The sequence below is a fragment of the Saccharibacillus alkalitolerans genome (assembly GCF_011090185.1).
Classification (GTDB): domain Bacteria; phylum Bacillota; class Bacilli; order Paenibacillales; family Paenibacillaceae; genus Saccharibacillus; species Saccharibacillus alkalitolerans.
Map to the genome: position 1 here is coordinate 427,955 of NZ_JAAFGS010000001.1, position 19,434 is coordinate 447,388.

16 protein-coding genes and 1 CRISPR repeat array are annotated in these 19,434 nt (G+C 58.4%); all 16 genes read left to right on the plus strand.

Features of this window, described 5'->3' with window-relative positions; all coding sequences use genetic code 11:
• The first annotated feature begins 38 nt into the window (after nt 1-38).
• The 16 genes from GYN08_RS01830 to cas1c all read left to right on the plus strand — a co-directional run bounded on the left by GYN08_RS01830 (nt 39) and on the right by cas1c (nt 19,399).
• The gene (locus tag GYN08_RS01830; protein WP_408015038.1) at nt 39-725 is read left to right on the plus strand and encodes a response regulator transcription factor; all 687 of its coding nucleotides are present in this window, start codon (nt 39-41) and stop codon (nt 723-725) included.
• Nucleotides 722-2,359: a sensor histidine kinase gene (locus GYN08_RS01835; protein ID WP_166271941.1), complete on the plus strand. Its 1,638-nt coding sequence runs from the start codon at nt 722-724 to the stop codon at nt 2,357-2,359. The genes GYN08_RS01830 and GYN08_RS01835 overlap by 4 nt, the downstream gene beginning before the upstream one ends.
• A gap of 19 nt (nt 2,360-2,378) precedes the next feature.
• Nucleotides 2,379-2,513, plus strand: coding sequence for a nuclear transport factor 2 family protein (locus GYN08_RS23545; protein ID WP_166271943.1), 135 nt, complete (start codon nt 2,379-2,381; stop codon nt 2,511-2,513).
• A gap of 212 nt (nt 2,514-2,725) precedes the next feature.
• On the plus strand, nt 2,726-3,586 hold the full coding sequence (locus tag GYN08_RS01845; RefSeq protein ID WP_206023567.1) for a GNAT family N-acetyltransferase: 861 nt from the start codon (nt 2,726-2,728) through the stop codon (nt 3,584-3,586).
• 202 nt (nt 3,587-3,788) lie between these two features.
• Nucleotides 3,789-4,955, plus strand: coding sequence for an ATP-grasp domain-containing protein (locus GYN08_RS01850; RefSeq protein ID WP_166271945.1), 1,167 nt, complete (start codon nt 3,789-3,791; stop codon nt 4,953-4,955).
• Between the two features lie 96 nt (nt 4,956-5,051).
• Nucleotides 5,052-5,804, plus strand: a complete 753-nt coding sequence (locus GYN08_RS01855; RefSeq protein ID WP_166271947.1) for an esterase family protein — start codon at nt 5,052-5,054, stop codon at nt 5,802-5,804.
• A gap of 58 nt (nt 5,805-5,862) precedes the next feature.
• On the plus strand, nt 5,863-6,753 hold the full coding sequence (locus GYN08_RS01860) for a DUF4261 domain-containing protein (RefSeq protein ID WP_166271949.1): 891 nt from the start codon (nt 5,863-5,865) through the stop codon (nt 6,751-6,753).
• A 278-nt stretch (nt 6,754-7,031) separates the two neighbouring features.
• Nucleotides 7,032-8,021 carry an ATP-grasp domain-containing protein gene (locus GYN08_RS01865; RefSeq protein ID WP_166271951.1) on the plus strand — a complete coding sequence of 330 codons (990 nt, stop codon included), beginning with the start codon at nt 7,032-7,034 and terminating at the stop codon, nt 8,019-8,021.
• Nucleotides 8,008-8,229 carry a hypothetical protein gene (locus tag GYN08_RS23550; protein ID WP_166271271.1) on the plus strand — a complete coding sequence of 74 codons (222 nt, stop codon included), beginning with the start codon at nt 8,008-8,010 and terminating at the stop codon, nt 8,227-8,229. Before GYN08_RS01865 ends, GYN08_RS23550 begins: the two co-directional genes overlap by 14 nt.
• A gap of 107 nt (nt 8,230-8,336) precedes the next feature.
• Entirely contained in the window at nt 8,337-9,419 is a 1,083-nt protein-coding gene (locus tag GYN08_RS01875) for a serine hydrolase domain-containing protein (RefSeq protein ID WP_166271953.1), read from the plus strand.
• Between the two features lie 242 nt (nt 9,420-9,661).
• Nucleotides 9,662-11,299: a CRISPR direct-repeat array (repeat unit 32 nt; unit sequence GTTTCAATCCACGCTCCCGCGTGGGGAGCGAC).
• Nucleotides 11,300-11,606: 307 nt separating this feature from the next.
• Nucleotides 11,607-13,967 carry a CRISPR-associated helicase Cas3' gene (cas3, locus tag GYN08_RS01880; RefSeq protein ID WP_166271955.1) on the plus strand — a complete coding sequence of 787 codons (2,361 nt, stop codon included), beginning with the start codon at nt 11,607-11,609 and terminating at the stop codon, nt 13,965-13,967.
• Nucleotides 13,968-13,993: 26 nt separating this feature from the next.
• Nucleotides 13,994-14,665 carry a type I-C CRISPR-associated protein Cas5c gene (gene cas5c, locus GYN08_RS01885; protein WP_166271957.1) on the plus strand — a complete coding sequence of 224 codons (672 nt, stop codon included), beginning with the start codon at nt 13,994-13,996 and terminating at the stop codon, nt 14,663-14,665.
• Nucleotides 14,662-16,665: a type I-C CRISPR-associated protein Cas8c/Csd1 gene (gene cas8c / locus GYN08_RS01890; RefSeq protein WP_166271959.1), complete on the plus strand. Its 2,004-nt coding sequence runs from the start codon at nt 14,662-14,664 to the stop codon at nt 16,663-16,665. The genes cas5c and cas8c overlap by 4 nt, the downstream gene beginning before the upstream one ends.
• 60 nt (nt 16,666-16,725) lie before the next feature.
• Nucleotides 16,726-17,643, plus strand: a complete 918-nt coding sequence (cas7c, locus tag GYN08_RS01895; RefSeq protein ID WP_235945691.1) for a type I-C CRISPR-associated protein Cas7/Csd2 — start codon at nt 16,726-16,728, stop codon at nt 17,641-17,643.
• Complete coding sequence (cas4, locus tag GYN08_RS01900; protein WP_166271961.1) at nt 17,640-18,365, plus strand: CRISPR-associated protein Cas4; 726 nt, start codon at nt 17,640-17,642, stop codon at nt 18,363-18,365. The genes cas7c and cas4 overlap by 4 nt, the downstream gene beginning before the upstream one ends.
• On the plus strand, nt 18,362-19,399 hold the full coding sequence (gene cas1c, locus GYN08_RS01905; protein ID WP_166271963.1) for a type I-C CRISPR-associated endonuclease Cas1c: 1,038 nt from the start codon (nt 18,362-18,364) through the stop codon (nt 19,397-19,399). The genes cas4 and cas1c overlap by 4 nt, the downstream gene beginning before the upstream one ends.
• The last annotated feature ends 35 nt before the right edge of the window (nt 19,400-19,434 follow it).

The following is a 19,434-nucleotide window of genomic DNA, read 5'->3' on the forward strand; positions in this document are numbered from 1 at the left end:
GTTCCGGCACCGGTCCGGAAAGAATGGAGGAGTTCCCATTGACGGGTGAAAAGGGCGTGAAAATCCTGTTGGCGGACGACGAGCCGCATATTTTGCAGTTTTTGGAGCTGGGACTGACGGGGGAAGGCTACGAGGTGCGAACGGCGGAAAACGGAGCGGAGGCGCTGCGGGAAGCGGCACAATTCCGTCCGCATATCGTGATTCTGGATATTATGATGCCCGAGATGAACGGGTTCGAGGTCTGCCGACAATTAAAAGGCGGCGGCGAAAACGTAGCGGTCATCATGCTGAGCGCGAAAGACGCGGTCGACGACCGGGTAGCGGGACTGACGCTGGGGGCGGACGATTACGTGGTCAAGCCGTTCAGCTTCGAAGAACTGTTGGCGCGGATTCAGGCAAGACTGCGCAATCAGTTTCCCAATCTGATCGGCGGCGTGGAGATCGGGCCTTTCCGGATCGACGAGCGGCGTGGAGAAATTCTGTACCGCTCCGAGGCGCTGTCGCTGTCGCCTACGGAATACGGCCTGCTCAAGTTCCTCGTGCTCAATCACGGCATCGTGCTCAGCAAAACGAAAATTCTCGACAGCGTCTGGGGGTATCAGTTCGGCGGGGAGGAAAATATCGTCGAGGTGTATATCCGCTCCCTGCGCGAAAAGCTCGGCGACAAAGAACATCGGCTGATCCGCACTCTGCGCGGAGCCGGGTACCGGATGGATCTGCCATGAAGCCGGCTGCGCGGGAAGGAAAAAAGCCGGCGCAAAAAACGCTCTACGCGCAGCTGCTGGCCCGTTCGCTCTTCGTCCTGGCGGCACTGCTGCTGCTGATCGGCGGATTTCAGTATTTTCTGATGCGGGGCTTCCTATATCAAAATCAGGCGGAGACGCTGGAAGCGCAGTTCCGTTCGATCCCGCCTTTTCTGATCGAGGAATGGCGCTCGGGGACTGTCGGCGGACAAGGTGCGCCGAGTCCGGCTTTCGGCGCGAATCCGGGAGAAGAGCCGGACGTTGAAACGAAGGGGCCGCTGCAGCGGGGCTATATGTACGGAACGCTTGAAAACGGCGAAGGCGCGCCGCCGTTTTCGGACGAAGGCGAATACGGCGGCGGGTCGGATTCGGACGGGGACGGACCGGATCACCGGGCGTTTCTGCTGAACGGTTTGTCGCTGGCCGCGGTCGACGCCCAAGGGAGGACGACCGATCTGAACGCCGAATACGGCGTTCCCGCACCGGTGCTGACTCCCGTTCAATATACAGCGCTGCGCGCCCGGACTGCGCAGCCAGGCGGGCGTGTTCGCTACACGCTGGCCGCGGACGGGAACGGATCGGAGCAGCTGTTGGTGGTCCGTCCGGCCGGCGGATTCGGCGGCGGCGGAACCCCGCTGCTTCAGATCGGCATCCCGACCGGGCCGCTGACCGCCATATTATGGCGGCAGCTGGCGATCTTCGCCGCCTTGTCCGCGCTGGCGCTGGCCGGCGGCTTCGCGCTGTACCGGCCCGTGCTGCGCCGGTCGCTCTCGCCGCTGTCCCGCATGGGGGAGACGGTCAAGGAGATCGACGCGGGTCGGCTCGGCGAGCGGTTCCCGGCCGAGCAGGGACAGGCGGAGATCGACCGGCTGGCGTCGTCGTTCAACGGAATGCTGGAGCGGCTGGAAGAAGCTTTTGCCGCCGAGCGGGAATCGCAGGAGCGGATGCGGCGCTTTATCGCGGACGCTTCGCACGAACTTCGGACGCCGCTGACGTCGATACGCGGTTTCCTGGAAGTGCTGCTGCGGGGCAGCCGGATCAGCGAGGAACAGCTTCGCGCCGCGCTGCGCAGCATGCACGGCGAATCGGAGCGGATGACCAAGCTGGTCGAAGACCTGCTCCTGCTGGTCAAGCTGGACCGCAAGCCGGAACTGGAACGCGTTCCGCTGAAGCCTGCGGCGCTGCTGCGCGAGCTGGAGTCGCATCTGCGGATGCTGGCCGGCGAGCGACGGGTTATTCTGGACACCGAGGACGCGGAATCGGCCGAAGTGTCCGGCGATCCGGACAAATTGAAGCAGGTCATGCTCAATTTGTTCGCTAACGCGGTGCAGCATACCGATCCCGTCGAGGGCGAAATCGTCCTCGCGCTGTCCGTGCGCGGCGATGCGGCGCGGATCGAGGTCCGCGACAACGGACCGGGCATCCCGCCGGAGCTGCGGCGGAAAGTGTTCGAGCGCTTCTACCGCGGGGACGAATCGCGTTCCCGCCGCAGCGGCGGCGCGGGACTCGGCCTGGCGATCTCGCTGTCGATCGCCGAAGCGCACGGGGGCACGCTGGAATTGGACAGCGTGCCGGGACGGGGCAGCACGTTCCGGCTCGTGCTGCCGCTCGGATAAGCGCGCGCCGGGCGCCGAAGTGGCGAGAGCAAGCATTGCCGCCGAAATCGAAGGCGGGATCGCCGAGGACGAACTGTGGTACAGCCGGGTATGGCAGCTGCGGGGCGGACGGTGGCAGATTGCGGCGGGGCACTGCAGCAGAGCGGCGGAATGACGCGCGGGGATCGCCGGTACTTTCGACTCTCGGAAGCCGGCGGTCTTTTTTTGTCTTTTGCGCCAAACGAGCGAGTCGCTTTGAAGCAAAATGGATATTAATTATTCGAGTCTAATTTTGGCAGTTCCAGAAGCTGCTGAATATTTGAAGGCTTGTCATTTTGTCCGCTGTGCGAAACCCCGTGGCGAAATGCCATTTTAAAGAAACGGAAGGTGAAAGTCATCGTCTCGATTCGGGTACTTCCGGCTCAAGCCGAACACTTCAGAACTTATTTGCCCGGAATCGAAGACCCGCTCCCGCCGGGGGCGCTCCGGCTGGATGCCGAGATCGACGGGATATTCGCGGGAACGGCGCTGTTTATCGAACATCCGCGTTCCCGCACCGGAAGCATAAGCGTGCTGCATACGCTTGAGCCGTTCCGCCGGATGGGCGTGGGCAGCCTGCTGCTGCAGGAAGCCGAACGCCAAATGCTCGAAGCGGGATGCGGCAGCAGCCGGATCACCCTGACGCTGCGCTCCGGCAAGCCTGCGGAAGGGCTTTGTTTTTTTCGCGGGCACGGCTACGACAGAGAAACGCTGGTCCATCGAAGCTACACGCTGCGTTCGGATTCCGTCCGGAAGGACCCGCTGCTGACTCGGCTGCGGCTCCCGGACGGCGCGGAGCTCAAATCGCTGCTGTCCGCTTCGGCGCAGGAACGGGCGGAACTGGCCGCGGCCGCGGCGGAGCTTCCGCCGGATTTGAATCTTTTTCAGGAAGAACGGCTGCTGCATGCGGAATTCAGTACGTTTCTCAAGATCGAGGGCAGGATCGCCGGCTGGATCGGCGTACAGAAGCTGACTTCGAATTTGCTGCTGCTGCGTTGCATGTACGTGCGGCCGGATTTGGGCATTCGCGTAAACGGCATGGCGCTGTTCGCGGAAATGAACCGGCGTCACCGGCTGCTGGAGCGCTTCGCGCACCATATGCTGACCGTGAGCGGGGAAAACGGCGCCATGCTGCGCTTGGCCGACCGCAAGCTCGCGCCGCATGCCTCAAGCGTGAAAACGATCATGCGATTGGAGAAAAGACTGTAACATCGGGCTCGATCGGATACGGAGGCGCCTGCCGCCGACGTGTTCGGGCATCCCCGTCACAGATCGGCTGATCTGCCGATGCGTTCGCCGCCGGACTTCTGTCCGGCGGCGTTTTTATAAGAAAGAAAAAGGTCGGCAAATTGACGAACCCCCCCGCAGACTGATAAATTAGGTACAATCTTGCGATGGAGGCGGTCCGGTTATGAATTTTGTGTTTTTCTCTCCCCACTTCCCGAGCAGCAGCGGCGAGTTCGCCGTCCGGCTGCACGAAGAAGGCGCGACGGTGCTGGGCATCGGGGACGCGGCTTACGACGGTCTCTCCCCCCGGCTCCGCGCGGCGCTGACGGAATATTACCGCGTCGGCGACATGGAAAATGAGGATGAGACGCTGCGCGCGGCAGGATATTTCACTCATAAATACGGCAAAATCGACCGCTTCGAGTCCATGAACGAGCACTGGCTGGAGAGCGACGCGCGCATGCGCACGAACTTCAATGTGGAAGGCACCAAAGCGGATTTCGTGGACAATCTCAAACATAAATCGAAAATGAAGGCCTTTTTCCGCCAAAGCGGCGTCGATACGGTCCGGTTTCTCAAAAATCCCGATCGCGAAAGCGCGGCGGCGTTTATCGAACAAAACGGCTTCCCGGTCGTGGTCAAGCCTGATCTGGGGTCGGGCGCCAGCCATACTTACAAACTGAGCGACCAAGACGAGCTGGATTACTTCCTGCATACCCGTCCGCGGGACACCGAGTTTATTATGGAAGAGTTCATCGACGGAATCATTCTTACTTACGACGGATTGATCGACCGGGACGGCATCGTGCGCTTTCACGCCAGCCACCGGTTCGAGCAGAGCATCATGAAAGTGGTGAGCGACGACGACCATCTGCGCTATTTCTGCCTGAAGGACGTCGATCCGGAAGTGGAGCGGGCGGGACGCAGCATTTTGGCGGCGTTCGGCATCCGGGAGCGATTCTTCCATATCGAGCTGTTCCGATCGAATAAAGACGGCCGACTGATCGCGCTGGAGGTCAATATGCGTCCTCCGGGCGCCTGGATGACGGACGCGATCAATTATTCGTACGACGTCGACGTCTATTCGCTTTGGGCGAAAATGGTCGTGCACGGCGGAAGCGGCGAGCCGCCTCGGGGCAGGTATTATACAGGCTACGCCAGCCGCAAAGACCGCAAAACGTACGTGCGCGGCCATGAAGAGATCATGCGGCAACTGGGCGGGGAAATCGTGCGCTATGATGCGATCGACGAGATTTTCAGCCGGGCCAGCGGCAACCGCGCTTATCAGTTCCGGGCGGAGTCGCTGGAGCGTGTACGCGAAATCGCGGATTATATTCAGGCGGAACGCTAAGTTCGACAAAAAGTTCGGGGAGCGGACGGCAGAACGGGCGCAGCGCCCGAGACGGCCTTCCGCCCGCAGATGACGGGAAGGGCGGGACTCGCGAATATGGTCACGGTACACTATCGGAAAGAATACAGTCCGGCGCTCGGCCGAGACATGGAATACAAAGTTTACGGCGACCGGGGCAAGCCGATGCTCGTGTTTCCGACGTCGCTCGGACGCTTTTACCAATATGAAGATTCCGGCATGATCGGCGAGCTGGCGGAGTGGATCGACGCCGGCAAACTGCAGGTCTGGACCTGCGACACGCTCGACGGGGAGACGTTTTTCTCCGAGCACTGGGACATGCAGGAACGGATTCGCCGGCACGAGCAGTATGACGCCTACGTCGTGCATGAGCTGATTCCGAGCATTCTGCGGGAAAGCCGGGACAACAACGGAGGCGACGAGCAGAAGATTCTGGTCAGCGGCTGCTCGATGGGCGCTTATTACAGCGGCAATTTCTTTTTCCGGCATCCGGAGTTTTTCGATACGCTGCTTGCGCTGAGCGGCGTGTACTCGGTCAATCATTTCTTTGGCGGTTACCGCGACGGAGACATCTATTTCAATTCGCCGCTCGATTATCTGCCGGGACTGAGCGACGAGGGTCTGCTGGAGCAGTACCGGCGGTGCCGGATCGTCATCTGCTGCGGGCAGGGCGCCTGGGAAGACGAGATGCGCGAAGAGACGGCCCGCTTGGGCGAAATCCTGTACAATAAAGGAGTTCCGGCGCGCGTGGAGTTCTGGGGATACGACGCGAATCACGATTGGCACTGGTGGAGAAAACAGATTCGATATTATATGAGCGAACTGCTGTAACAGGACTGCGGGACTGAAAGAACCGAGAAAGCCGCATGACGGAAAGGAGCCGACAACGATGAGTTTTTTTACGAAATGGTTTAAAAAAGGCAAGGAGGAAGAGGAGGCGGCGCGCGCCGACGCGGCGGGAAGAACGACCGAGGAACAGTCCGACCCTCCACGCCGGCCGCTGAGCGAAAGCGCCTCCAGGGATTGGACCCGGATACCGGAGAACCGGCCGGGCACGAAAACGTTCAGCCGTCATATTCTGCTGCGTTCGCCGGAGCTTGCGCCGAGCGGATTCGCCAAATCGCTGCGCGAGCGGGAACCGGACGTGCGCGGAGGAATCCACGAAGGCCGCGTCATTGTCCACTACCGGGACATGACGGTAACGGCGGAGCTTGAGGATGCGCCGCTGCCGAACCGCGAAGCGGAAGAGAACGGCAAATACAACGCCATGTGGCCGGACGCCGAAGCCGCGATCGAAGGCTACACGGCCCATATGCGGGTGACGGCAATGAACGTCGAAGACAGCGTGGAAGGGCACAAGCTGATGACGAAGCTGATCGCTTCGCTGCTCGAGCATATGCCGAGCGCGCTGGCCGTCTATTCCGCGCCGATGCTTGTCAGCCGCGCGGCTTATATCGCCAGCGCGGATATGCTGGCGGAGAACATGCTGCCGGTCAATCTGTGGGTGTTCGTCGGCTTGTACGGCGGCGAAGGCAAGGGTTCGTCTTACACGCACGGCATGCAGGACTTCGGCGGCGACGAGCTGGAGCTGCTGAACACGCAGCGCTCGGCGGCGGAGACGTTCGAGCTGATGTTTTCGGTGGCCGCGTATTCCATCGAGCGGCGCATCCGATTCCAGGGCGGCGAGAATATCGCTTTCAAGGAAGGCGAGGCGCTGACGCTCACCCGTTCGCCGGGCGTCGCGCTTCAAGGAATGACGATGAAGGTGGAAGGGTTCTGAGCAGCGTGGGAGCGGAGAAGCGAAAGGCGCTCCGCGCGGAATCGGAGAGATGAGCAGAGCAGGCCAAAAGGCACGACCCGGCGAAGTACGGGCGTGTCTTTTTGGTTTTTCAAGATTCGACAGGCGCCGCGTTCGGCCGTTCGGAAGTGCGGTCCGCGTTCGCCTCCGCTTTTGCAAAATTGCAAACCCGCGCCCGTTACTTTACCATGAACAATAGAACCTTTACCGGGAAGGGCGGTCTTCCCGGCAGTTTGATCGGATCGAAAGGAGCGTTATCGATGAATTTCACGATTTTGTTCGTGTCTTCGCCGCTCGATCCCGGAGCGGCCGACGAACTGTATGCCGACGAATACCGCAGCGCCCGGGAAGCCGGGTTCGACGTCGGCTTGATTCATTACGAAGAGCTGCTGCACGGCGGCAGTCCGGCGCGGGCGGTCAAGCGGATCCGGGAGCGTTCCGAACCGACTGCCGCGCTGTATCGGGGCTGGATGCTGCGTCCGGGTCAGTATGCGCGGTTATACAAAGCGCTGCTGGAGCGCAATCTGCGGCTGATCAACGCGCCGGAGCAGTATCGTCACGCGCATTACCTGCCGGAATCGTACTCGCGGATCGAAGGAGATACCCCCCGTTCGGTATGGATACCGCTGCGGTATCCGCCGGACAGCGAGGAAGCCGAAAGACTGGCCGTCGAGGCGGTACGGGTCTTCGGCGGCGGGCCGATCATTGTCAAAGATTACGTCAAATCCCGCAAACACGAATGGGAAGAGGCCTGCTACGTGCCGGATGCTTCGGACAGCGAGCGGGTGAAGCGGACCGTCCGCCGTTTTTTGGAACTGCAGGGCGACGAATTGAACGAAGGATTGGTATTCCGCGCTTTCGAAAAGCTGGAATACGTATCCCGACACCCGCAAAGCGGGATGCCGCTGTCGCGGGAAGTCCGGGTATTCGTGCTGGACGGAGAGCCGGCGTTCGTTTCGAATTACTGGGAAGCCGGCGGGGATGAAGATTTCGACAAGGCGCTGGACGGGTTCCGCGAGACGATGAAGGGAATCGACAGCCGTTTTTATACGATGGATTTCGCCAAAAAGGAAAACGGGCCTTGGATCGTGCTGGAGTTGGGGGACGGACAAACGGCCGGACTGCCCGACGAGACCGAGCCCCCGCAGTTTTACGCAGCTTTGAGAAAGGCTCTGGAACGAAGCGATAACGCGCATCCTTCCGACGATCCCGGCGAACAGCAAAGGAGGTTCGAAGATGAGCGAAGATAAAGGAACGAATGTAAACGAACAAGGACAACCTACCCCCGAGGGGAACAAAAAGTGGGTAGGATTCGGCATCAGCATCGGACTGCTGATCGGCATGCTCTTCGGCCTTGCCATGAAAAACATGGCGTTCGGGGTGCCGATCGGGATCGCGCTGGGCGCCGCATTCGGAATGGCTCTGCAAAAAAAGAAAGAAAAAGAAATGCCGCAGTAAATGCCGCACGAAGCGGACGGGAAGCTTGAGATTGTCCCCGACCGAGCCTCGGCGCGCAATCAAGGTGCTCCGTAAGCGCAAGAGTACGGAGAACAGGAGGGCTTTTCATGGATGCCGTTAAAGAGATGCTCGACCGGAACAAAAAAATCGCCCAATGGGCACAATTGAAAAATCATTCGCCCGCAATCGGCTGGATCGTACGCGGCGAGAAGTTTTTCTGGACGCCGAACGAGACGGCAGGCAGCGTTAAGTCCGTCAACCGATACGAGATCGGTTCGATCACGAAGACGATGACCGCTTTTCGTCTGGCCAAGGGAGAGCAGGATGGCTTGTGGCAGGCTTCCGACACGCTGGCGAAGCTGGTTCCCGAGCTGGAAGACAGCGAATTTGCGCGCAGCGTCACGCTGCGGCAGCTGGCCACGCACACGTCGGGCTTGACCCGGCTGGCGAAAAATCAGGTGCTGATGTCCATGAAAAAGGACAAAGCCAATCCTTATGCGGCTTACCTCGAAGAGCATCTGCTGGAAGCGGTGCGAAGCGAGAAGCCGCGAACCGAGGCGAAGCATGAGTATTCCAATTACGGGTACGGTCTGCTGGGTTGGGCGCTGAGCCGGGCTTCCGGCGTGCCCGCTTCGGAAGCGATGCGCCGGGAGCTGTTCGATCCGCTCGGCATGAACGGCAGCGTGATGGCGGTGCTGGGCGAAACGGACCCGGACGAGGACGAAGCTTTTCCTCTCCTGCCCGGCTTCGCGCCCGGCGGCCGGCCGGTACCGCATTGGGATTTCACTTCCGCGTCGGCGGGCGCGGGAGCGGTTCGTTCGACGCTTCCGGACATGCTGACTTATGTGGAAGCGCAGCTCGGCCAGCATCCCGCCGCGGCGGAGCTCGAGCCGGTGTTCCTGGACTGCCAGAACGAGCAGGCTTCCGTCGCGCCGTCCAAAGGCGTCGGCATCGGCTACGCCTGGATGAGATCGATGCGCCAAGACGGCACCGTCACGCACTGGCATAACGGTGCGACCTACGGCTTCAGCAGCTTTGCCGCATTCAACCGCGATTTGCAGTCGGGCTTCGTCGTCCTGTCGAACCGAGGCGTCAGCTTCGCGGGTCATCTTAAACAGATGATCGGACTCGGCGAACTGAGCAGCGACCGCGCGGCCGGATTGGTCGGCGAAGAGCTGTTCAAGGTTTAACGCAGAAACGAAGCAGCGGCGGAGGATGGAGGAAAAAAGCTCCGGCGAAAAAGAATGACCCCTCAAGGCAGACAGCGGAAAAAGATCTCGCGTTAAAAAGAGATCGACGCTGGAGACCGGAGGGGTTTTTGCGTTTCGGAAAAAGGCAGGTCTTAGAGCGATACAGAAATATGGAGGGGAAATCGACGTAACCGCGTGGGGAGCGACCGTGCTCTCGGGCAAGCTTATCGTTCCGGCTACGAGTTTCAATCCACGCTCCCGTGTGGGGAGCGACTGATTCGCGGATCAGTATCGTAGTCAAGCGTAAGGTTTCAATCCATGCTCCCGCGTGGGGAGCGACTTCGCTCCAAAAACATCGACAAAGTGCAGGTCGAGTTTCAATCCACGTTCCCGCGTGGGGAGCGACCAAGATCACTCTAAACGACATTTTTGATTGGATTGTTTCAATCCACGCTCCCGCGTGGGGAGCGACCCTGGACGTAGTCAAGATCAACGCCACGGTCAAAGTTTCAATCCACGCTCCCGCGTGGGGAGCGACAACCTTTGTGGTCGTTCCGCCAAAAGCAACTTGGTTTCAATCCACGCTCCCGCGTGGGGAGCGACTCGCGACCGGCATTCTTCGGGTTGAAGTGGAGTTGTTTCAATCCACGCTCCCGCGTGGGGAGCGACGATGCGGAACGCTTACTATGGTCGGCGTAATGCTGTTTCAATCCACGCTCCCGCGTGGGGAGCGACCAAGGGCTGCGAACCCAGCGGCGATCTGTGGGATGTTTCAATCCACGCTCCCGCGTGGGGAGCGACTCAGATGGATTTGCATCGTAGTACCGTGATTTGGTTTCAATCCACGCTCCCGCGTGGGGAGCGACTTCTTGCGTCGCGCCCGATACGGCGATTCGGCTCATGTTTCAATCCACGCTCCCGCGTGGGGAGCGACTACAATCATTTTAGGCACAAACCCAAAATTAACCGGTTTCAATCCACGCTCCCGCGTGGGGAGCGACGAGGGGAACACACCATGACAACAATGATCGTCAGTTTCAATCCACGCTCCCGCGTGGGGAGCGACAGCAGCTGTCGGTGCATATATGGATCTCAACGACGTTTCAATCCACGCTCCCGCGTGGGGAGCGACCCGGAGGGAATGGAGATTGCACCCCGCTGGATTGTTTCAATCCACGCTCCCGCGTGGGGAGCGACGCGGTCTTTGTCCCCATACGAATAATGCCTGCGTAGTTTCAATCCACGCTCCCGCGTGGGGAGCGACCGCGTGGGGAGCGACCGCGTGGGGGTGATGGTGTGAGCATCGAGGAGCAGTTTCAATCCACGCTCCCGCGTGGGGAGCGACGAGCTGGGAGCGACAGTGATCTTGATCAGCCAGCTGTTTCAATCCACGCTCCCGCGTGGGGAGCGACGGACTCGCCGTTTGCGTCGCCGGCCGGTCCTCCAGGTTTCAATCCACGCTCCCGCGTGGGGAGCGACCTCCGGGAACGGCCGACGACATCACGATTTCGCTCGTTTCAATCCACGCTCCCGCGTGGGGAGCGACTTTGTATAGGCGCGGCGAATCAATTCATCGTCGAAGTTTCAATCCACGCTCCCGCGTGGGGAGCGACCGTGGAAGTGTGCATTTGCTGTCGCACGTCTGCAAGTTTCAATCCACGCTCCCGCGTGGGGAGCGACCATTCGAAGGGGAGTTGGGGGAATGAGCCAAGAGAGTTTCAATCCACGCTCCCGCGTGGGGAGCGACGTATACCCAGGCACAGCGTCAACGCTGTCCGAACGTTTCAATCCACGCTCCCGCGTGGGGAGCGACCGGAAGTCTGGAATGACTCCTGGATTCGCACGAAGGTTTCAATCCACGCTCCCGCGTGGGGAGCGACTGTTCCACCTTGCAGCCCTTACCCCTAAAGGCTTCAAGAGCGCAAAAGTGCGAACCTCAAAATCAGCCTATCGAAAACCGGACAAAAATACAACTTAAATCGTTTAAACCCTTATGCAGTGCGGGGTGCGAACCTCCCCGAGATTTTATGAGAGCTTTAGGTTCGCACTTTTTAGCACAGTCCACTCCATTCACAAAAAATATTTATTTTACTATAAATCAATAAAAAGGAATTTGAGCATGCAGGCGAGAATTGCTTAGTCACAACATCAGAATCGACTCGCAATTTACACCAAGGAGGCGAATCATTGGTCGATTACTACGCGCATTCCACGGACTCCGACGACAAATCGACCTGGCAGCTGCTCAAAGTCCACCTTACGGAAGTCGAGGAATTGGCTGCCGAAATGGCCGGAATCTTCGGAGCTGCGGACTGGACCGCGGCAGCCGGAAGGCTTCATGATCTAGGGAAATACTCATTGCCGTTTCAGAAAAGACTCGACGGATCGACGAAAAAGGTGGACCATGCGACGGCCGGAGCATTGGCTTTAACAAAGGACTGGTCCAATACCCCTTCCCAACGTCTGGCCGCCCGGCTGCTGTCTTATATCATCGCCGGTCACCATTCCGGCCTGCCGGATTATGGCTCGTCCGACGCGGATCATCATGCCACTCTTCGCAAGCGTCTCTCCCGAACCGAACATATCGAAGACTATAGCGCCGGGTATCGAGAAATCGCCATACCGAAACCGCCCAATCGCTTTCCGTTAAAACCTGGACCTGCGCCCGGCTTCCAACTCTCCTTTTTCACACGGATGCTCTTCTCTTGTCTCGTCGATGCCGACTCGCTCAATACTGAATCCTTCACTGACCCTTCGAGGCATAAGCTTCGCCAGCGTCAAGATCGTCAGCAGGAGCTTGAACGTACGCGTCAGCTGTTCGATCGATTCAGGCAGCGCTTCTATGAATACCGTCGAAAAAAATTCAACGCGCCGAGAAGCGATATCGATCACTGGCGAACGGAAATTTTTCAAGAAGTGATGCAGCGGGCGCAAGATCCTCGCGGGTTGTTCAGTCTGACGCTGCCCACCGGAAGCGGCAAAACGCAGGTTTCGCTCGGATTCGCGTTAGAACATGCGATCAAGCACGATATACGGCGAATCATTTACGTCATCCCCTATACCTCGATTATCGAGCAGAACGCGCAGGAATTTCGGGACATTCTGGGCGAGGAGCATGTACTGGAACATCATTCGAACTTCCAGCATGAACAGCATGACAAGAGTACGCCTGCGTTCGAAACGACAGAGCGTCAGAAGTTGGCTGAAGAAAATTGGGAGCTCCCGCTCGTAGTCACGACGAACGTACAGTTTTTCGAATCGCTGTTTGCCGCCCGACGTTCTTCGACCCGCAAACTGCACAATATCGCCGGCAGCGTAATCGTTCTTGACGAAGCTCAGATGATGAACGGCGGCTTTTTCCGGCCGTGCCTGCATGCGCTGGATGAGCTGGTGCGCAACTACGGCTGCTCGGTCGTATTCTGCACCGCTACCCAGCCGCCGGCTGCCAAGCTTCTGCCTCATGCGCAGATCGTCGAGACGGTAGCCGATCCGCAGTCTCGCTATGAACAGTTCGAACGGGTGAACGTTTCTTTTGGCGGAAAAATGTCCTGGGATGACCTTGCGCAGCGAATCGCGAACGGCGGATCGCAGGCGCTCTGCATCGTCAATACGCGAGGGAATGCGAGAGAGCTGTATGCCACGCTGGAAGAAAGATACGGTGAAGAACGAGAAGAATGGCTGTATCATTTAAGCGCCCGAATGTGTCCGGAGAACCGGCGCGACATTTTGGCTGTCATCAAAAAGCGTCTGCAGGAAGGCCTTCCCTGCATCCTGGTCAGCACGCAGCTGATTGAAGCGGGCGTCGACGTCGATTTCCCCGCGGTATACCGGGAGCTGGCCGGCATCGACTCGGTCGCCCAGGCTGCGGGACGCTGCAACCGCAACGGCAGATTGATTCGCGAAGGGCTACCCTGCCTGGGCGAAGTGACAGTGTTCGAGACGGAACGCGGATTACCCGACGGCTGGATGAGCCGCACCGGCTCGATCGCCCGCGATCTGCTGCAAAAATACGGAGAAAGCGGTGTCAGTCCGTTATCTATCGAGGCGGTACGAGAATATTTTGCGCAGCTCTTTTTCTACGGGCAAAGCGAAGATCGCGATCAGACGGACGAGGCGGGCATTCTGCCGATGCTGGAAGAACGCGCGAAAGAAATGGAGTTTCCTTTTGCCACGGTGGCCGAGCGGTTTCGTTTGATCGATTCGCAGATGAAAACGCTGCTGGTGCCTTACGTCGACGACGAAGAGCGGGCATCGGCCGAATGCGGCGGGGAGAACCCGGACGATCCTTATTATGAAGGAAAAGCGAGAAGACTGCTCGATAAGCTGCGGAAAGATCCTTTTTCCACTCGAGAGACGATGCGCGCGCTGCAGCCTTATACCGTGCAGGTGTATCCGAACGAATTTAACGATTTCCAGCGTGCGGGAGAGCTGACGGAAGTACGCGAAGACGTGTACGCGCTCAGCCGCCCGAATGCTTGGTACGATCGCAAAAAAGGACTCAAGCCGTACTCGCAGCAAAGCGCGGCGCAGGAACTGTGGATCAGTTAAGAAGAGGGAAGGAGGAAAGAATCAGGATGGGATACGGAATCAAGCTGCATGTATGGGGCGACCGCGCCTGCTTTACACGGCCGGAGATGAAGGCGGAGCGGGTGAGTTACGACGTGATGACGCCTTCGGCGGCGCGGGGCATTCTGGAAGCGATCCATTGGAAACCGGCGATTCGCTGGGTCGTGGATCGGATTCATGTGCTGAATGAGATCTCTTTCGATTCGGTCAGACGCAATGAGGTGGAGAGCAAAGTTTCGGCGGCGCAGATCAAATCCGCGATGAACGGACGTGATGCCATACTAAACCAAATCGCACCGGCAGAACGGCAGCAGCGCATGACGGTCATGCTGCGCGACGTGGCATACGTAATCGAAGCCCATTTCGAAATGACGAGCAGCGCGGGAGAAAGCGACAATCCAGAGAAGCATTACAGCATCTTCTCGCGGCGGGCGCGCGGCGGCCAGTCGTATCATCAGCCGTATTTCGGCTGCCGCGAGTTTCCCGTAAACTTTAGTCTGTTGGAGGACGGAGACGAAATTCCGCTTTCTTATTATAGAGGAAATGTGGGGCTTGATTTGCAGTGGATGCTGTGGGATCTGGAATACGGAGAGGAAATTTCGCCCAAATTCTTCCGTGCAACGATGCGTCAGGGCATCATCGACGTGCCGGATCTGTATAAACGGGAGGCGCGCTTATGATCGTGCAGTCGCTTTACGAACGTTATCGTCAGCTGCTTCAGGACCCCAAATCCAACATGTCCCCGCCGGGGTACAGCTCGGATAAAGTATCGTTCGTGCTTGTATTGAGCGAAGACGGAGAGATGCGGAATATCGTGGATATGCGCGTGCAGCAGAGGAAAAAGCAGGTGCCGATTCGGATGACGGTGCCGGAACACACAACACGAACAAGCAAGCCCAAACCGTATTTTTTGTCGGACAAAGCAGAATATATCCTCGGTATCGTATTGGACAAGCCTGCCGGATTCAAAATCTCGCTCGCCAAGTTCGCCAGCAGCGCGGAGCTGCATAAACGGCTGCTGAAAGATTGCGAGCGGCCGGAAGCTCGGGCGGTGCTGCGTTTCTACGAGCGTTGGAATCCTGCGGAACTTACAGAGGAGCATACGTTATATGGCGATCTGCTGAAAATCATAGGAACGACGGACAACAATATTGTATTTCAACTTGAAGGCGTCGAAAATTACGTGCATCAAAACTCGGATATCCAGACCTTGTGGAGTCGAGAGAATGAGTCGACCGAGGCGAACGACGACGTGGTTCTCGGAGATTGCTTGGTGACAGGGCGCGAGCAGCAACCGATCGCTCAAGTACACAGAATCAATATCAAGGGCGTACGGAATGCCCAGCAAGCCGGGGCAAGTATGGTGTCGTTTAACTTCCCGGCCGTCGTATCGTACGGCAAAATTCAAAGCCTCAACGCCCCATTCAGCGAGGAAGCCGCAGCCGGCTATGCCAAAGCGCTGAACCACCTGCTGCTGTCGGAACACAACCGACTCCGCCGCATGGGCGATATGACGGTCGTGTTCTGGGCGCAGCGTCTGCCGGGCGAGAAGGAAGAGGAGTGGGAACTGCAGGAAGGGATATTCGGCGAATTTTTCGAAGGGGCGTGGGGGAAGGCGGGCCAAGCCGACAAGGAGTCGGACGAAGGTGCGGCTGGCAAGGCCGCTGCTCCTGAAGAGGCGGTCGGCGAAGAAAACGTCGAACTTACAAGGCAGATCGAAGATCTGTTGAAGCGGGTCAAACAAGCGGAGACGGTCGAAGCGAACATGCTGCCGGCCAAAGACGCGATGTTTTATGTGCTCGGAATGTCCGGCAACAATGCCCGTTTGGCCGTGCGTTTCTTCTGGCGTGATTCGTTCGAGCAGCTGTTCCGCAAATTGAGTCTGTACGCTTCGGATATGGCGATGGAACGGCCGGGCCGCAGCCATCCGGAACTGCCTTCGCTGTTTAATATCATGCTTCAAACGGTTCGGCAGACCGGCGACATGTCCGGCATGCGCGACAGCATCTCCGGCGCGATGGAGAGCGAATGGTTCCGCGCGATGCTGAGCGGCGGCGCGCTGCCGTATTCGGTCTACGCGGCCGTGGTCAATCGAACGCGAGTCGACGGGCAAATGTCGCCGTACGGCGACAGCGGGCGCAATGCCTGGATTCGGGCGTCCGTGATTAAAGCCTATCTCACCAGATATGCACGCGTGCATCATCAAGAAAAGATGAAGGAGGCGTTAACCCCTATGTTAAACGAAGACGCGCAGCCGGTCGCTTACCGGCTCGGACGATTGTTCGCGGTATTGGAACGTGCGCAGACCGATGCGGCAGGAGGACCGGGGAGGCTTAATGCGACGATCAAAGATCGGTATTTCGGCTCTGCTTCCGCGACGCCGGCGGCCGTATTCCCGATCCTGCTTCGCTTGTCGCAGCACCACATGTCCAAAGCCGAATACGGCAGCTTCCGCGACCGCGACATCGCGGCGATTCTGAAGGGAGTCGACGGTTTCCCGAATCATCTGGATCTGAAGCAGCAGGGACTGTTTATGCTCGGGTATTACCATCAGGTGTCGTATCGCGCTGCTTCCGCAGAGAAAAAAGGCGAAAAGCAGTCGGAGAATGGAGAAGGCGCCGGTACAGAGATGATGTCGGAGAATGAGGATGCTGTGCCGAACGGAACCACGCTCGGCTGATTCGGTATTGACGAATTTCAGGCTGGACCCAATTCATCAGAACAAACGGAGGTTGAAAAGATGACGGATATGGAAGTACGGGACAACGTTATGGAGCAGGAAGAGGGAAGCACTGTGATTCCAACGATCAATCGGCATGAATTTACGATCTTTTTCGACGTGACGAACGGCAATCCGAACGGCGATCCGGATATGGGCAACATGCCGCGGATCGACCCGGAGACCGGTCACGGCATCGTAACGGATGTCTGTCTGAAACGCAAAGTCCGCAATTATGTGGAAATCACGCGCGAGCAGGGCGAAGGACATCGGATCTATGTGACGGAAGGCGCCGTGCTCAACGAGCAGCATCGCAAAGCTTACCGGAGCTTGCGTGAGGAAGACGTGGACAAGTTCAAGGAGTTGAAGCCCAAAGATCGCGCCGAAGCTTCTCTGCTGACTCACTGGATGTGCGATAACTTCTATGACGTACGCACCTTCGGTGCCGTCATGACGACCAAAGTCAACTGCGGTCAGGTGCGCGGACCTGTCCAATTTACGTTTGCCCGCAGCATCGATCCGATCTTTTCCCAGGAGACGACGATCACGCGCCAAGCCGTGACTCAAGAGGGTGCGGACAAAGATCGCGAGATGGGCCGCAAGCATATCGTGCCGTACGGGCTGTACCGGATGGACGGCTACGTATCCGGACATTTGGCGGAGAAAACGCATTTTGGGCCGGAAGACCTGGAACTGCTGTGGGAGTCGCTGGAGAATATGTTCGAGCACGATCGTTCCGCATCGCGCGGACAAATGGCGCTCCGTAAGCTGATCGTGTTCCAACACGAAACGAAACTCGGCAATGCACCTGCCCACAAGCTGTTCGAACGGATCTCCGCGCGGAAGATTACGGATGCACCGTCCCGCTCTTATGCCGACTACGAAATTAGTGTGAATTCGGAAGATCTGCCGAACGGCGTAACGGTCATCGAGAGATGAGCAAGCCCGCTGCATATGAAGATGACGAACTGCTGATGCTCTCCGGACTTCAGCATTATTCGTTCTGCCGGCGTCAATGGGCTTTGATTCATATCGAGCAGCAGTGGGAAGAGAATATCAAGACGTACGAAGGCCAGCTGATGCATAAGCGTGCGGACAATCCGCAGTTGACGGAGAAAAGAGGGAATCTGCTAATCTCGCGCGCCATGCCTCTCGTTTCGCGGCGGCTCGGGATCAGCGGCAAAGCGGACGTGATCGAATTCCATGCCGCGGATGACGACATGCCGCCGGGATTCGGTGCGAAGCTGGCCGGGCGGCGCGGAAGATGGGTGCCTTTCCCCGTCGAATACAAGCGGGGCAAGCCCAAGCCGGATGATTGGGACGAAGTGCAGCTCTGCGCGCAGGCGCTCTGTCTGGAAGAAATGCTCGGCGTAACGGTGGCGGAAGGCGCTCTTTTTTACGGAGAACGGGAACGTCGGGTGGATGTCGAATTCACGGAAAGTTTGCGCGGGCGGGTGAACGAATATCTAAGCGGAATGCGGGAGTTATTCGACCGCGGCGAGACGCCGCCGGCACGGTATAAGTCCGGCTGCAAGTCCTGCTCGCTGATCAATATCTGTATGCCGAGAATGCGCACGAGCAGCGTAGAGCGTTATATGGAAGAGTATCTGGATCTGGACGATGACGGAGACGCGGCTCAAGAGGAGGCGGGCGGATCATGAGAAAGTTGCTGAATACGCTCTATGTGACGGCAGCGGACAGTTATCTGGCGCGGGACGGAGAAAATGTGCTGGTGCTGATGGGCGAAAAAGAGCAGCGGGAGAAATTCCGCGTGCCCGTGCACAATCTGGAGCAGATCGTGACCTTTGGGTATACCGGCGCGAGTCCGGCCGTGTTCCAGCTGTGCGCGGAGCGCGGCATAGGTCTGACGTTTCTTAACGAATACGGCAATTTCCAAGCACGAATTCAAGGCAAAATAAACGGCAACGTGCTGCTGCGGCGCAAGCAGTATCGAATGGCCGACGGCGAAGAAGCGGCGAAGATCGCGGGAAGGTTCATTCAGGCGAAGATTATCAACTCGCGCAGCGTGCTGCGGCGCGCGCTGCGCGATCATGCGGCAGAGATCGACGCGGTGAAAGTTACCGGAGCGTCGAACGCGCTCAAGCGTTTGTCGCTGTCGGTGCTCAAGATGCCGACCGGCGATACGATTCGCGGCGCGGAAGGCGAAGCGGCACGAATTTATTTCGGCGCGATGAACGAGTTGGTACTGGGCGACCGTGAGCTGTTCCAGATGCAGACGCGAAACCGTCGTCCGCCGCTTGATCCGATGAACGCGCTGCTGTCGCTGATTTATACGCTGCTGCGAAGCGACGTGCAATCTGCGCTCGAGACGGTAGGACTCGATCCGGCCGTAGGTTTCCTGCATCGGGATCGTCCAGGTCGCGCGAGCCTGGCTCTTGACCTCATGGAAGAACTGCGTCCGTATCTCGCCGACCGGCTGGTGTTGTCTCTGATCAATCGACGTCAATTGTCGGCGAAGTCTTTTGTGATTAAAGAGAATGGAGCCGTGCTGCTCAAGGACGATACGCGAAAAGACGTGCTGGCCGCCTGGCAAAAGCGGAAGCAGGAAGAGATTGTGCATCCTTACCTCGGCGAGAAGATCCCGATCGGATTGCTGCCGTATGCGCAGGCGCTGCTGCTGGCAAGGCATATTCGCGGAGATATTGCCGATTATCCGCCATTTTTGTGGAAATAGTTAAAATATTGTGGAACCCTTTTCGATCCTTTTCG

What these genes read in the sequence shown, in the direction of transcription:
- GYN08_RS01865 (WP_166271951.1), top strand. Translation starts at nt 7,032, where the DNA reads ATGAATTTCACGATTTTGTTCGTGTCTTCGCCGCTCGATCCCGGAGCG.
- cas5c (WP_166271957.1), top strand. Translation starts at nt 13,994, where the DNA reads ATGGGATACGGAATCAAGCTGCATGTATGGGGCGACCGCGCCTGCTTT.
- GYN08_RS01875 (WP_166271953.1), top strand. Translation starts at nt 8,337, where the DNA reads ATGGATGCCGTTAAAGAGATGCTCGACCGGAACAAAAAAATCGCCCAA.
- cas1c (WP_166271963.1), top strand. Translation starts at nt 18,362, where the DNA reads ATGAGAAAGTTGCTGAATACGCTCTATGTGACGGCAGCGGACAGTTAT.
- GYN08_RS01860 (WP_166271949.1), top strand. Translation starts at nt 5,863, where the DNA reads ATGAGTTTTTTTACGAAATGGTTTAAAAAAGGCAAGGAGGAAGAGGAG.
- GYN08_RS01855 (WP_166271947.1), top strand. Translation starts at nt 5,052, where the DNA reads ATGGTCACGGTACACTATCGGAAAGAATACAGTCCGGCGCTCGGCCGA.
- GYN08_RS01835 (WP_166271941.1), top strand. Translation starts at nt 722, where the DNA reads ATGAAGCCGGCTGCGCGGGAAGGAAAAAAGCCGGCGCAAAAAACGCTC.
- cas4 (WP_166271961.1), top strand. Translation starts at nt 17,640, where the DNA reads ATGAGCAAGCCCGCTGCATATGAAGATGACGAACTGCTGATGCTCTCC.
- cas8c (WP_166271959.1), top strand. Translation starts at nt 14,662, where the DNA reads ATGATCGTGCAGTCGCTTTACGAACGTTATCGTCAGCTGCTTCAGGAC.
- GYN08_RS23550 (WP_166271271.1), top strand. Translation starts at nt 8,008, where the DNA reads ATGAGCGAAGATAAAGGAACGAATGTAAACGAACAAGGACAACCTACC.
- GYN08_RS01850 (WP_166271945.1), top strand. Translation starts at nt 3,789, where the DNA reads ATGAATTTTGTGTTTTTCTCTCCCCACTTCCCGAGCAGCAGCGGCGAG.
- cas7c (WP_235945691.1), top strand. Translation starts at nt 16,726, where the DNA reads ATGACGGATATGGAAGTACGGGACAACGTTATGGAGCAGGAAGAGGGA.